Consider the following 14,723-nt stretch of genomic DNA (forward strand, 5'->3'; position numbering starts at 1 on the left):
CTTTTGGCGAAAGCCTAATAGATCTGCGGGTTTTTTATGCGTTAATCTATAAGAGTTTCTTTTAGCACTTGCTTGCATTTTTTAACCTCAGTAGAAGAGAGTGAACCAAAAACCTTTACGATTCGCTGCTTGTCAATGGTTCTAATTTGATCAATGGCGATCATACCTTTCTTGCCATTTGCAGTAACTGAAACCCGAGTAGGGTAGCGCTTTGTGTTTGTAGTCATGGGAGCAACTATCACCGTTTTGAGATACCTGTTCATCTCATTTGGCGAAATGATAACACAGGGTCGTGTCTTTTTTATCTCACTACCTATGGTGGGATCAAGATTCACTAAGACAATGGTGTATTGTTCTAGTTCCATTCTTCAAAGTCTTCTTCTGCAAAAACGTCATCCATTAACAAAGCATCATCACCATTTTCTGCCATTGTTTTAAACTGTTCTTCCCAGTCTCTGCGAGGTGTAGTGATAGGACGCAAAATGATCTGACCTTGTTCTAAAATAAGCTCAACTTTATCCTTGATCTTGTATTTTTCAAGTATTGTTTTACTTAATCGCAACCCTTTTGAGTTACCTATTTTAATAATAGAAGCTTCCATAACTTTTATTTTGTACGCACAAAGTTATTACATTTTAGCTACAGCCAAAAACCAAAACCCCTAAAAATCCTTACTTATCTTCTTGTTTTTTACGCAAGATCTTCATAATGCGACTATAGACCACTTCTGAGATATTCCACTCATAACCCTGAAAGTTAGTCGTGTTTGTAAACTGTACCACCACCGCATCAATATCTGGGTGATACTCTGCGATGCTTTGATAACCGGGCATGTAGCCGGTGTGATTATACACATAGATGGAAGAATAGATCTCCTGCTCATCACCGTTAAAAACAGAACCATCATTAAGCGCACGCAAAAAGATGCCCACATCCTCTGCCGTGGCAAGCATTGAGGTGAGTTTAGAGCCGTATTCAGAATCTTTAACATCTTCTTCTATACCCACATAATATCCGCTCATTACATCATCGTTATTTACATCATCTAGCGAACCCACAGTATGTGTCAGCCCCAGTGGATCAAGAATAACCCTCTTGATATACGCAAACCTGTCGCCGCTTGTGGTTTGCTCAATGAGCTTGTGTAGCAACAAGTAATTAGTATTAGAATACGCATAATCTTCTCCCGGCTCAAAGTCGGCAGGGAGGTCAAGTACCCGTTGCAACGCCTCATCGCTGTTTGCCGGTGGATCAGACCAAAAGTTAGGCGTATCTGTCAAGTTTGGGATACCGCTGCGGTGCTGCACCATCATACGTAGGGTGATGCGATCTGCATTTTCAATACGGCCATCTAGCGCCGGGAAGTAATCTGCCAAAGTCTTATCTAGCGACAGTTTGCCGCTGCTTACTAGCTTAGTGATCGCCACCGCATCATACAGTTTGCTAATGCTGGCGATCTTAAAATACGCATCTTGTCGCGCAGGTATTTTCTTATCGCGGTCATGCCAACCGGCAGCATAGGTAGTTGCCGGCTCATCCGCAACATCTACATATACAATGATCCCGTCAAAATCATGTCGCAACGCATCATCCACCTGCTCCTGCACAGTATCTGGCAGCGGTAAAATCCACGCCCAGATAATGGGCCACGGCACATAGAATAAAGAGATAAAAGTACCTGTTAACAGCAGGACCTGTATAACGCGTTTAGATCGTTTTTTTGGCATGATAGGTTGGTGTGATTGATGATCAGTAGGTTAAAAATACCTATTTCTCCCATAAGACGGGCACACCGGGTGTTTGTTACTTGGGTTTTTCGCTTAGCGCGAAAAGGAATGCGTGATCACTTCCCTTTTACGAGCACACCAAAGTAAATCAGTAAAAAGCTCCTCCCTTTAACGAGCGTAGCAAAGTAAAACAACAAAGAGCTCCTTCCCTTGATAAGGGAAGGTGGCAGCGCCCCGCGCTGACGGAAGGGTTACCCGACTCCTAATATCCTGCCCCAACCTCAAACAAGCAAGCTACCCACACTAGCACATAAGGTTAATACGCTTAGCGCGAAAAGGAGTATCAAATAATAAGTTATGTTTTGGGAAATAACAATTATTGAAAATTCAAGTGCTCAATAATTTGTTTTATGTAGATATAGGCATAAGCACTAATAAATAGAACTAGTATAATTAAACTGATAATTTTCACTAGACATATTTTCCTCTTTTGAGCAGGTATAATTATGTCTTTTTGAGAGGTTAAGTCTTCTGTGATTGTTTGTAAATGTTCTTCATTTTTTATCCTTTCAAGAAATTTTGAAATATCATTTTCAATTGCATTAAATGCCCTTCTAAGATTATTTAGTAGTACAAACCAAATAATGATGAAATATAACAGCCCTAGTACTAGAAGAAATGAATCCTTAATTATATTTTCTCCTTTAAAATCGAAAAAGCGTAAAATCAAAAGGTACGCAGCAGGAATTGCAAGAATGTAAGCTGAAAACTTGTGTATTGTAGAGTATATCCTATCGGTTAACTCATGAAAATATTCTTGAGACGATGTTTTAATTTTGTTAAACGAAAATTCTGATAAGTAGATTTCAAAACTGCGTTTATAGAAGTTGCATATTGTATCCCAACTTCTTAATACTTCTGGAAAACTATTGTCTTCTGTAGATAGCAAATTAATCATCTCATTGGTGAATAATTTTCGGCGGGTTTTACTGTCGTTACTTTCCAAAACATCAATTTCAATTTCTTCGACGGTATTTCTAAAATCAAGATTTTTGAGATCATCATGAGAGTAATTTAGTGCTAGTGCACAAATTTTATCAGGTTTATGAAAAAAGAGTTCTATTTCTCCATTTGATTCTTTTTCATATGAACTCAATTCTTTTAGAAAAGAAATTAGTGTTAAGACTTGTGAAAGGGATTCTACTTTTTCATTTTTTTGACTATCAATGGGATGATAGTCAATATCATATATATAATAAAGATCGTTTTTTAGATCATATTTATTTATCCTAATGAAATCATCAAATGTCTCATAGTAATTCTGAAAACTTACAAGGTCTATTCTTAGTATTACATTATCTCCAATATCTAGATTCTGTAGGTTTGCAGATTCATTATTACCCTTGAAATATGCCTCCCGTATTTCATTGGGCTGAAATTTTTGAATTAGATCTTTATCTGATTCCTTTTCAATTACAACTTCACCTTTTAGTGTAGATGAGCTTATACTTACGTTTAGTAATTTTTTTCTAAATAGTATAAAGTCTCGAAGGTTCATTACAATTCAAACTGTTTGTCAAGTTCATTTTGTGGTAAGTCCTTCAAAATTATATCATTTCCTTGTCTAACTATTTTGCCTTGACGAATTAAATTTTTTTCAAATTCAAATTTATAACCATCACCAGTAAATTTTGCTCTATGAAATATATTGAAATCTGCTTTTTGAGATAACCTATAATTTCCACTAACTTCAATTTGTGGATTATCTTGTACATAACTAACAAAGCTAATAGGATTTTCTGGGTCTAAATGAGCTGATATCGCATTCAATTGGACATCCTCGTTATTTCTGTATTGTTTTAATAAATAACCATTAATTTTTGCATTTACTTCTTCTTTCTTTTCATCACTAAACTCTTCTTCTCTCATGAATTTAGAAATGGCATTTTTTAAATTTTGAGAATTTTTTTTAGAAGAAGTTAAATCTGTATTTCCTATGAATTTTTGAAAATACCCAGAAACATCTCTTGTACCTTTTATAAACGAAAGGTATAAGTCCTCGTTATTTTTCCATTTAGTAAAATTAATTCTGTTCGCTCTAGCTAATTTGTCAATATCGAGAGTTTTTAACTTTCGTATATCAAGACTTTGATCATTAATTGTGAATTGTTCAGATTTATCTAGCATTATTGTTATTAGAAAATCTGTTTCATTTCTAACGTAATGTGTGAAGACTACATATCCTCCTTTTGCTTGAGGTACACGAATTTCCTTGTCTAAAATTTTCATAGATTCAGTAGAGAATTTTAGAAAATCTTGGTCCGTTAAATATGTTTGAGCATAGGATTGGAAAGGATATAATCTTGAATCACTTTGAAATTCACCATATGTAGGATTTTTTGATCCGAAGCTTTTAACTAGCTTATTTACGAACTCCTTTACAGTGTTATTATCTTTATCAAGTAAATGATCAGAAATATTTAGTACTGGTTCATCATTCTCGTCTCTTTGTATATGATGAAGTACAATGTTTTTTAGTTCCATCCAAATTTTGTTTTATTAATAATCATTATTACTAAAATGAGGGGCTCTTACAAATTCTCCCCAATCTACCCCAAAATCTTAACATTTCAAATCACAAACCCATATAAATCACTGACGCACAATACTGTTTACGGTTTTCCATAATGTTTTAAAGCATTACTACCGCTTTATCGTATAAAATGCTCAATACACCTGTTGCATAGCGCATGTTATATACTGCACAGTGCGCTAAGCCGTTGCAAAGTACGCTCCGGTTATTGCACAATGCGTTCCGGAGGTTGCACAGCCCGTTCCGGTGATTACAAAGTGTGTTCCGGGAGTTACACAGTCCGCTAAGGCGCTGCACAACGCGTCCCGGCGGTTACACAATGCGTTCCGGAGGTTGCACAACGCGTTCCGGTGATTACAAAGTGTGTTCCGGCCGTTGCACAGCCTGCTAAGCCAATGCATAGCCCGCTAAGGCATTGCAGAGAGAGTCCAGACGCTGCACAGAGCGCTAAGGCGCTGCACAACGCGTCCAGAGTAAAAATAATAAGCATTGATAATCAGGTTATTACAAAATATGTGTTATATTTAATCTCACAACTTAAACTTTTAACGATATGAAAGCTAGAACATTAGCTAATATTCTAGAAAGTTACCGTCTTGCCGTAGTAAATAGCCGTGATCCAGAGATCGAGGCTGCACTTACCGGGTTCGGTCTCACCACAGAATATTTGCAAGAGGGGGTAGACCTCTATTCAGAAACTATGACCCTTGTACAAGATCAAAACCGCGAAAAACAGGAAGAAGCAGAAGCGTATGACACCTATTTTGCCGCGCAAGAAGCCGTACAAGACACCGTCACAAAAACCATTAAGATCGTTCGTCTTATGGCAAAAGAAGATCAAAACCTTATTGATCGTCTCCGCATCCCTGATAGTTATCCCGGGGCCATTGCCCAGTGGATAGAAGCAGTGACCACCTTTTATAATAACCTGCTTAACGAGACCGCTTTTGTGACTAGTTTGGCGCCCTTTGGCAAAACCACAGAGACGCTCACCGCAGAGCGTGATGCTGTTATCGCACTTAAGGATCTGCGCAACAAAGCACAGGTAGAAAAGGGGGAGTCGCAAGAAGCCACGCGCCAGCGCAACCTTAAACTCGACGAACTCAAAGCACACGTCACTCAGCTTAAAGGCTTGGCAGTACTCGCCCTGGCAGACAAGCCCCAACTATTAGAAAAAATGGGAGTACTCGTGAGATAACCATACATACTAACCCCTAAACACACGCAACAATGTTCATTACCTTTGATGCCCTGTTCTAGACCTGCAAAACCTCACGTCCCACAAGAAGTTCTGCAGGTCTTTTTATAAGCACAGCGTATCAGTAGTGCGCTAGCGCTACAAGAAGTCTATCTTCCAGCTCCCACCTTCCTGCTTCCAGCACCTATTTTCTCACTTCCCGCATCAAACACCCAGCACCCATCTCTAAATTTTACGAGCGCAGCAAAGTAAAACAGCAAAAAGCTCCTCCCTTTTACGAGCGAAGCAAAGTAAAATGAAGGGAAGGTGGCAGCGCCTCGCGCTGACGGAAGGGTTCCCCACGCCCCAAAATAGAAAGACCTGGACACCGCGGTAGCAGTATCCAGGTCAATCATTGATGGAAATTTAATATGTAGTCTCTTCTAATGCCTTTACAGGCGCGACATGCCTTTTAGACGTATAGAAAAAGAATAAGTTTAATACAGTATTTACTGGTCGTGATATCAATAATGATCACAGGGCACAAAGTAGTGGCTTCTATATCGATGTAAAAGGGGGATTTTCCCCATTTTCAACCCAGAGATTTATTTGAGAATAAAACAAACTACCTCAAGAGCGCAGTGAAGTAATCTTATGAGGAAGCCTGCGCCCACAGCGTCAAGTTAACCCATCTTCCCGCTTCCAGCACCCATCTCTTCAATTTACGAGCGCAGCAAAGTAAAACAGAATGAAGCTCCTTCCATTGTCAAGGGAAGGTGGCCGAGGAACGAGGTCGGAAGGGTTCCTCTTTTGGCTTTAAGCCAAAAACCTACTCTCTTTCTAGTTTTTCTATCTCTTTAAGGGTCTGGATATCTTCTAGAAGATCATCAATGGCGTCTGGATCTGTGCCGTCATAATACCCGCGAATACGCTTTTTTGTATCAATTAGCATGAAATTCTCTGTGTGGATCATGTCATATTTGCCACCATCGCCTGTGGTTTTTACAGCGAGATAGCTTTTGCGTGCAAGGTCATAGATCTCTTTTTTAGGCCCTGTAACCAGATTCCAGATGTTGCTATCTACACCTTTTTCGCGTGCGTATTTTTTTAGTTGGGCGACAGAGTCAATTTCTGGGGTAACACTATGCGACAGTAATTTTACATTAGGATCATTACGAATCTCCTTCTGTATCTTAACCATGTGATCTGTCATGATAGGACAAATCGTCTGGCAGGTGGTGAAGAAAAAGTCGGCAACATAGATCTTACCGTCATAATCTGCCTGTGTGATGGTATCGCCATTTTGATTCACCAGTTTAAAGTCTGCTATCTTATGATATTTCTTCACATACTTTACCGTAGAGTCTACCAGCGAGCCATCTACCATGGTGGGTTGATAAATAGGTAAAGATGGTGGCGGCTGCATCAAGTAATTAAACGTAGTGAGAATGATCGCAGAAAGAATAAGCATCACGATTGCAAACTTCTTGTATTTGGCAAAAAATGAAAGCATGGCAGTAAAGTATTTTGGCCTGAAAATTGCCCTGCAAAATTACAACAGCACAAAGACTTTATCTGCTTTTTAATCCCTTGATTTAGCATGTAAAAGGAAAAGGTTACTTTTGTGCGGCTTTTGACAGATATAGTAAACGATGGATGTATTTTGGATCAGAGCAGGCCAGTTAATTCTCAGCCTCTCAATATTAATTGTTCTTCATGAATTTGGGCACTTTTTACCAGCCCGTTACTTTAAGATACGTGTAGAAAAATTCTTCTTATTCTTTGATGTGAAGTTTGCGCTTTTCAAGAAAAAAATAGGAGAAACAGTTTATGGTTTAGGTTGGTTACCCCTAGGAGGTTATGTTAAGATCTCTGGGATGATCGATGAAAGCATGGACAAAGAACAAATGGCAGAACCTCCCAAACCATGGGAGTTTAGAAGTAAGCCAGCTTGGCAACGTCTTATTGTAATGATAGGCGGTGTAACAGTAAATATCATTGTAGGCTTCTTGATCTATATTCTTATCATCGCAAGTTACGGACGCACGTACACCACTGCAGATGATATGAAATACGGTTTTGGCGTATATCCTACCATGGAAGAATATGGCTTTCAACAAGGTGATAAGATCGTTTCTGTAAATGGCGAACCGTTACTAGATCAGACTTCTATAAGAAACTACGTGATGGTACGTGACGTTAGTAACGTTACCGTTTTGCATGAAAATGGCGAAGAAGAAACCTTGCAATTACCAGATGATATAGGCTCTACACTTTTTGAAAGAGGAGAGATGTTTGGTTTCACAGCAACACGTTACCCTTTTAAAACAGATAGCATCATTCCAGATAGTCCGGCAGCAGCAGCAGGTCTGCTAACTACAGACAAAGTCGTTCAGGTTAATGGTGAGGATGTAAAATATAAGTCTGATATAGATAATGCGCTTATTCGCGATACTACAAGCACAGTTAAACTTACTGTGTTACGAGATGGTGAGACAAAGATATTAGACGTTCAAACAGGAGAAGAAGGTAAACTAGGCGTATTCTTTAAGAACACAGATCCAGATTATATCGCTCCACAACATGAGAAGAAGTATTCCTTTGGCGAAAGCATCTCAGAAGGTCTTTCTCACGGCTACTGGACGTTGCATGATTATGTAGTGCAGTTTAAATATGTTTTCACAACTAAAGGCGCAACACAGGTTGGTGGATTTGGTGCTATCGCGCAGCTTTTCCCTCCTACATGGGATTGGTTAAGCTTCTGGGAAACCACAGCTTTTATATCAATCATTCTTGCTTTTATGAACATCCTGCCGATACCTGCACTAGATGGAGGTCACGTGATGTTCTTACTGTATGAGATGATCACGGGTCGCAAGCCTAGTGATAAATTCATGGAGTATGCACAGATCATAGGATTCTTCCTTCTTATCGGTCTTGTACTCTTTGCAAACGGTAATGATGTATATCGCTGGATATTTGGTGATTGATCATTAGTGATAAAATTATAGCATTAACGCCTCGCTTAGTCGGGGCGTTTTTTATTTCGCTTTAAGCGAAAAGAAGATAAATTTCATCAATGCAATATGCTGCAAATCAAAGTGTAAAAATTTATTTTAAATATTTCCTGAAATTCTTTTTGCCAACTTTAAAAGTTATGTATATTTGCATCCGCTAAAGAAAAAGCATTCCTCCTTAGCTCATCCCGATAGCTATCGGGAGGTTAGAGATTAAGTGGAAAACGTTCTTAATCATACGGTTTATATTATTTATTTAGATTAAGCGTATGAAAAGTAGAAAATATTACGAGAGTTTAAAGAAGTATGAAGAACTTCAAATTAAACTCAAGGAAAAATATAAAGATTAAATTCCTCCTTAGCTCAGTTGGTTAGAGCATTTGACTGTTAATCAAAGGGTCCTTGGTTCGAGCCCAAGAGGGGGAGCAAACAAAGCCACACATCTGTGTGGCTTTTTTGTTTTATGACGTTTCCTAAAACCATATAACGTAAAAAAGCCAGCGTTTGCTGGCTTCTTTGTTCATGAGTGGTTGATTTGGCGAAAGCCAAATGAAATGGTCTAATAGAGCTTTAAAAATGCGATTATGGCGGCTGCTATGAATGTGAAGCAGGCTATCTCTGTATATGAGGCAAGAAATAAAACAAAGCCTAAAATAAAGAGCGCACTAAAGCCCAGTATATAATATTCTTTTTTAACGGTCATGAGGTTGATGAGATATGCTATGCAAATTAGCTAATCGCCTTACGCACAACAACCCGTATTTTCCCCCTATTTGATTTCTTAAAATACTACCGCCTTGATCTTTGACCAGAATTTCTTAAGCATAAATGCCGCAATGATCACAATTACAGTGAGTATTGTAGCTTGCAAATATTTGCCATAGATCCAGTAACCGGTAGCAAATAAAGCGCCGTAGATCATAAATAGTCCTAGTATGGTGGCTTTAATACCCGCAGGAACATTCCATTTTTGAGAATTGAGAATGATCTGTTCATTATCAGCTTCGGCATCTTTAACCGTTTTTTCCCAACCTGGTCCGCCGGGTTGTATTTTCTTGTAAAAAGAGAATAGGGTTTTCTTGCTCTCTGGCGGAGTGGCAAACGTCACCACGATCCACACAATAGAAGTGATAAGCACAATAAAAGGATACAGCATATAAGAAGGCATCAATCCTTCAATTACTTCACCGGTAACAGCGTTAGTTCCTCCAAAAAGGTAGGTTCCCAGCTCTGTAAAGTTGAATAGTATTGAGATGATACCAGAAGCGAACATTGCAGATATTTCGCTCCAAGCGTTAATTCTCCACCAGAACCAGCGCAGCAGGAAGATCAATCCTGTACCTGCTCCAAACATGATAATGATATTAAATATCTGTGTTGCGTTTGTTAGCGCTAATGCGAAAAGGGCGCTCACCGCCATTAGTAACACTGTCGAAATTCTACCTACGTTCACCAGTTTTTTCTCTGAAGCATCTTTTTCTACATATTGCTTATAAAAGTCATTCACGATGTATGAAGAACCCCAGTTAAGGTGTGTAGAGATCGTTGACATATATGCCGCGATCAAAGAAGCCAGTACAAGACCCAGCAATCCGCTAGGAAGCTTTGTCAACATCGCAGAATATGCAAGGTCATTTCCTAGTTTACTTTCTGCCACTTGCGGGAAAGCTTCATGAATACTAGCAACATCTGGGAAGACAATAAGTGAAGCTAAAGCCACAAGGATCCATGGCCATGGGCGCAATGCATAATGTAAAATATTAAAGAACAATGTCGCTCCAATTGCGTGGTTTTCATCCTTTGCGGCAAGCATACGTTGCGCGATGTAACCACCACCACCAGGCTCTGCTCCTGGATACCAAGCGCTCCACCACTGCACAGCAAGCGGAATGATCAATAACAGGATCAAACTATTCATATCGCTAAAGTCTGGCAGGATATTCATTTTAGACTGCACACTTTCATGCTGAAGCATTTCTGTGATTCCGCCTACTTCTGGAAGATTTACACAATACCATGCTGCACCAATACCACCTACAAATGCGGTGATAAATAAGATAAAGTCTGTATAAACCACACCTTTAAATCCTCCCACGGTACTGAAGATCGCTGTTACGATCCCAGCAAGACCCACTATCATCAGCGGACTTAAACCTAACATGATCTGACCTATCTTTATCGCTGCCAGCGTTACTGCTGCCATTGCAAATATGTTGAAGATAACGCCTAGATAAACCGCTCTAAATCCACGTAAAAAACGTGCTGGCTTTCCGCCATAGCGCAATTCATAAAATTCTATATCAGTGCCCACGTCACTTTTTCGCCATAGCTTAGCATAAATAAAAACGGTAAGTAAACCAGAGATCAAAAACGCCCACCAAGACCAGTTACCCGCCACACCTTGTGTACGCACAAAGTCTGTTACAAGGTTAGGTGTATCTGTTGAAAATGTTGTTGCGACCATACTCACGCCCAGCAACCACCAAGGCATTGTACGACCAGAGAGAAAATATTCAGAACTACTCTTTCCTGATTTTTTTGAGACCCAAAATCCCACAATTAGGGTAATGGCAAAAAAACTAAAGATCAAGACATAGTCTAAGGTTGAAAGTGCAATCATTGCAGTAGATGTTTGAATTAATTAAAATGCAAACAGATTGAGGGCAGATTCTGTTAGATATTGGCTAATCTAACACTTTAAATTAAATCCATAGTTTTAATTTTGACATAATCGCAAAAGAAATATGCTTAATTCGCATTTCTCAATCGATTTTTAACGATGTAATTACATATATTTCAATATGTTAAAAATAATCGCATATCCGCTAACTGTCATTTTTTACCTGGTATTTTTGATCGTACTGGTGATCTTTCATGGGATTCAGTGGTTTTGTTTTAATGTTTTTGGCTACCAAGCCCACAAAAAAAGCGTTGATTACCTCAACTTTTGCATCATAAAAAGCATGTTGTTCATCGGGGCGCGATTTACATTTAAAAACCCATATCGCTTTGAGCGAAATTGCCCCCACATCATCGTTACAAACCATCAGGGAGAATATGACATACCGCCTATCATTTGGCATTTGCGTCGTTTACATCCCAAGTTCATAAGCAAAAAAGAATTGGGTCGCGGCGTGCCTAGCGTGAGTTACAACCTGCGTCATGGCGGTTCTGCGCTTATTGACCGTAAGGACAAAGAGCAGGCGGTACAGGCGATCAAGAAACTTACCGAAATGGTTAAACGCACTAATCGCAGTATCGTGATCTTCCCAGAAGGTACGCGTAGCCGCGACGGTGTGCCCAGCGAATTTGCCCGCGGCGGACTCACAACACTTTTTGAAGCCTTGCCCAATGCTAAGGTTGTGCCTATCACCATTCACAACTCGTACAAATTGCAAAAATGGGGCGCTTTCCCACTGTATCCGGGCGTTCACGTTACGCACACCGTGCATCAAGAAATGGCCGTTGCAGATTATGAACCGCTAGAACTTGTGCAAAAAGTGCAGGATATCATTTTAGCCGATTTCCCAGAAGTGCGACCTCGCAAAAAAGGGCCTACACCACTTTAATTCAACATCAACATGCTCAATACAGCAGACGAAATTCTCATTGAGAAAACAAAAGCCTTTGTCAAAGAAACCCTTAAAAATGCTGAAGGTGGCCACGATTGGTTTCATATAGAGCGCGTGTATAACAACGCTGTTCATATCGCTCAAGGCGAAAAGGTGAATGCCTTAATTGTTGCCCTTGGAGCATTATTGCATGACATCGCAGATAGTAAATTTCACAACGGTGATGAAACCGTAGGACCTAAGATCACAACAGAGTTTCTTATAAAGAATAATGCAGATAGCACCGTTGTAGATCATGTGGTAAACATCATAAAGAATGTCTCTTTTAAAGGTGGAAATTTTGATAAAATCTTTGAATCACAAGAATTAAAAGTGGTTCAGGATTCAGATCGCCTGGACGCGATAGGAGCTATTGGCATCGCGCGCACCTTTAATTATGGCGGCCATAAAATGCGCAAACTCTATGATCCAGAGATACCACCAAAATTGGACATGACACCAGAAGAGTACAAAAAATCTACTGCGCCTACCATTAATCATTTTTATGAAAAGCTGCTCTTGCTTAAAGATCTTATGCATACGGCTACAGCCAAAAAGATCGCAAAGCAACGTCACGCCTACATGGAAGATTTTCTGAAGCAATTTTATGCCGAATGGGAAGGCAAACGCTAGAATAATTTTAATTGTCCTGTTTTGTATTGCTCGTGAAGGTCGCAGTTAAGTTTTGGCATTTCACGGCCTTTCATGTACTTGGTTGTGCCTAAAGTTATTTGCCTCGCGATCTGCAAAGCAAATTCTCCTTCACCTTTCATGCGTTTACCGTATCTGGAGTCGTTAAGTTTACCGCCGTGGCAAGCAGCGATCTGATTAAGAACTTTATCAGCTCTGTCTGGCATAGCTTTGTGAATCCAGTCTTCAAAGATCTCACCTATTGCGCCGTTGAGTCGCACCACAGTATAACCTATTGCTCTTGCACCATTGTCTGCAGCAGCTTTGATAAGTGGTAAAACCTCATGGCTATTGATCCCCGGAATAATAGGCGCTGTCATCACACGCACAGGTATACCTGCATCGCTTAGTTGTTTTACTGTTGCCAGGCGCTTTTTTATGGTCGCTGATCTGGGTTCTAATAATCTTCGGGTTTCTTCGCTTAGGGAAGTGATGGACACATTTACTGCGATCAGATCGTCTTTTTGTAGTTCTTTGAGAATATCAATATCTCGCGTTACGAGCGCATTTTTTGTAATGATACCCACCGGATGTTTATAGCGTAAAAAAACCTCGAGTAGTTTTCGCGTAAGCTTAAACTCTTTTTCTGCCGGTTGATAACAATCTGTATTCCCCGAAAGAACGATAGGCGTGGCTTTCCAACTTTTTGAAGCTAGTTTCTTTTCTAGTAATTGCGGCGCATTGCGTTTTACTAGAATTCTACTTTCAAAATCAAGGCCGGCGTCATAACCCCAATATTCATGTGAGTTGCGCGCATAGCAATAAATGCAGCCGTGCTCACAACCTTGATACGGATTAAGCGAATGCCCCATACCCACATCCGGACTTTCTACTTTGTTGACGATCGTTTTTGGGAAGGTATCTATGTACAGCGTGCGTGTTTCTTCTGGAGCATCACCTTCTGCAGCGCAATGGTTCAAGAAATCATCACGCATCTCATGACTGTTTTCAAAAAATCTATTGGTGATATGCTTCTGCGCACCTCTACCTTTTTTATATTCTTCTTGTGACAAGATTTTGGTTTTATTCCAAAATTATGGAATATATCCAATATTTTAAACAATGTCATTCACAAAAAAACCTGCTAGTTTGAACTAACAGGTTTTAAAATCTTATCTCCAATCCTGGCTATTATTTTCCGGGGAAGTCGGCTTTTCTTTTTTCTAAGAATGCTGAGGTTCCTTCTTCAAAATCTTCTGTGCCAAACGCATCACCAAAGGCTTTGATCTCAGCCGTATAACCATCAGTCGAGAAACCTGCGTTCACTGCTTTGATCGCTGCCGTGATGGCCACAGGTGAATTCTTTGTGATCTTGCCAGCGATCTTTTCGCAAAAGCTTAAAAGATCTTCTTGTGGGACCACGTGGTTAACCAAATTGTATTGCAATGCCTGGTGAGCATCTATCATCCCGGCGGTCATGATCATCTCAAAAGCACGGCCTTTGCCCACTAATTGTGGCAAACGTTGTGTACCGCCATATCCAGGGATCAACCCTAAAGAAGTTTCTGGAAGTCCCATTTTTGCATTCTCGCTCGCCACCCTGATGTGTGCCGCCATGGCAAGTTCTAGTCCGCCGCCTAGGGCAAAACCATTAACCGCTGCGATCACTGGTGTCTCAAGATTTTCAACGAGATCAAACAAGGTTTCCTGACCTTTTTTTGCCAGTTCTGCGCCTTCTGCGGGTGAGAAGTCTGCGAACTCGCTGATGTCTGCGCCGGCTACAAAGGCTTTTTCTCCGCTTCCGGTGATGATGATCACTTTTATGTCTTTGTCTGCATTCGCTTCCGCGAAAGCGTTACTGAGCTCAGCGATCGTGTCTTTATTAAGTGCGTTGAGTTTTTTAGGTCTGTTGATGGTGATCGTGCCGATATTTCCATCAACGGAAAAAAGGATATTCTCGTAATTCAT

The 14,723-nt window shown here is 40.0% G+C and carries 13 protein-coding genes and 1 tRNA gene; 5 read left to right on the forward strand and 9 right to left on the reverse strand.

The window, feature by feature from the left end; all coding sequences use genetic code 11:
* Positions 1–41: 41 nt before the first annotated feature.
* The 5 genes from ACZ5L8_RS13995 to ACZ5L8_RS14015 all read right to left on the reverse strand — a co-directional run bounded on the left by ACZ5L8_RS13995 (position 42) and on the right by ACZ5L8_RS14015 (position 4,271).
* Positions 42–365, reverse strand: coding sequence for a type II toxin-antitoxin system PemK/MazF family toxin (locus tag ACZ5L8_RS13995; RefSeq protein WP_464438296.1), 324 nt, complete (start codon positions 363–365; stop codon positions 42–44).
* On the reverse strand, positions 356–601 hold the full coding sequence (locus ACZ5L8_RS14000; RefSeq protein WP_462600026.1) for an AbrB/MazE/SpoVT family DNA-binding domain-containing protein: 246 nt from the start codon (positions 599–601) through the stop codon (positions 356–358). Before ACZ5L8_RS14000 ends, ACZ5L8_RS13995 begins: the two co-directional genes overlap by 10 nt.
* Positions 602–671: 70 nt before the next feature.
* Positions 672–1,727, reverse strand: coding sequence for a serine hydrolase domain-containing protein (locus tag ACZ5L8_RS14005; protein WP_464438297.1), 1,056 nt, complete (start codon positions 1,725–1,727; stop codon positions 672–674).
* 376 nt (positions 1,728–2,103) lie between these two features.
* Positions 2,104–3,285 (reverse strand): hypothetical protein, encoded by a 1,182-nt coding sequence (locus tag ACZ5L8_RS14010; RefSeq protein ID WP_464438298.1) that lies wholly within the window; start codon positions 3,283–3,285, stop codon positions 2,104–2,106.
* Complete coding sequence (locus tag ACZ5L8_RS14015; protein ID WP_464438299.1) at positions 3,285–4,271, reverse strand: nucleoid-associated protein; 987 nt, start codon at positions 4,269–4,271, stop codon at positions 3,285–3,287. Before ACZ5L8_RS14015 ends, ACZ5L8_RS14010 begins: the two co-directional genes overlap by 1 nt.
* A 602-nt stretch (positions 4,272–4,873) precedes the next feature.
* On the opposite strand from ACZ5L8_RS14015, the gene ACZ5L8_RS14020 reads away from it, so the two are divergent.
* Positions 4,874–5,518 carry a PQLLE family protein gene (locus ACZ5L8_RS14020; protein ID WP_464438300.1) on the forward strand — a complete coding sequence of 215 codons (645 nt, stop codon included), beginning with the start codon at positions 4,874–4,876 and terminating at the stop codon, positions 5,516–5,518.
* Between the two features lie 808 nt (positions 5,519–6,326).
* Here ACZ5L8_RS14020 and ACZ5L8_RS14025 read toward each other — a convergent pair.
* Positions 6,327–7,010, reverse strand: a complete 684-nt coding sequence (locus ACZ5L8_RS14025) for an SCO family protein (RefSeq protein ID WP_464438301.1) — start codon at positions 7,008–7,010, stop codon at positions 6,327–6,329.
* 139 nt (positions 7,011–7,149) lie between these two features.
* Between ACZ5L8_RS14025 and rseP the strand changes: the two genes are divergently transcribed.
* Positions 7,150–8,487, forward strand: a complete 1,338-nt coding sequence (gene rseP / locus ACZ5L8_RS14030; RefSeq protein WP_464438302.1) for an RIP metalloprotease RseP — start codon at positions 7,150–7,152, stop codon at positions 8,485–8,487.
* A gap of 379 nt (positions 8,488–8,866) precedes the next feature.
* Positions 8,867–8,940 (forward strand) — tRNA-Asn (locus ACZ5L8_RS14035).
* A 355-nt stretch (positions 8,941–9,295) separates the two neighbouring features.
* Here ACZ5L8_RS14035 and ACZ5L8_RS14040 read toward each other — a convergent pair.
* The gene (locus ACZ5L8_RS14040; RefSeq protein WP_464438303.1) at positions 9,296–11,134 is read right to left on the reverse strand and encodes a sodium:solute symporter family protein; all 1,839 of its coding nucleotides are present in this window, start codon (positions 11,132–11,134) and stop codon (positions 9,296–9,298) included.
* A gap of 181 nt (positions 11,135–11,315) precedes the next feature.
* On the opposite strand from ACZ5L8_RS14040, the gene ACZ5L8_RS14045 reads away from it, so the two are divergent.
* The gene (locus tag ACZ5L8_RS14045) at positions 11,316–12,083 is read left to right on the forward strand and encodes a lysophospholipid acyltransferase family protein (protein WP_462600016.1); all 768 of its coding nucleotides are present in this window, start codon (positions 11,316–11,318) and stop codon (positions 12,081–12,083) included.
* Positions 12,084–12,095: 12 nt separating this feature from the next.
* Positions 12,096–12,758, forward strand: a complete 663-nt coding sequence (locus tag ACZ5L8_RS14050; RefSeq protein ID WP_464438304.1) for an HD domain-containing protein — start codon at positions 12,096–12,098, stop codon at positions 12,756–12,758.
* Here ACZ5L8_RS14050 and ACZ5L8_RS14055 read toward each other — a convergent pair.
* Positions 12,755–13,828 (reverse strand): PA0069 family radical SAM protein, encoded by a 1,074-nt coding sequence (locus tag ACZ5L8_RS14055; protein WP_464438305.1) that lies wholly within the window; start codon positions 13,826–13,828, stop codon positions 12,755–12,757. The two genes, ACZ5L8_RS14050 and ACZ5L8_RS14055, sit on opposite strands and share 4 nt — an antisense overlap.
* Positions 13,829–13,946: 118 nt before the next feature.
* Complete coding sequence (locus ACZ5L8_RS14060) at positions 13,947–14,723, reverse strand: enoyl-CoA hydratase/isomerase family protein (protein WP_464438306.1); 777 nt, start codon at positions 14,721–14,723, stop codon at positions 13,947–13,949.

The organism is Leeuwenhoekiella obamensis (assembly GCF_055391795.1).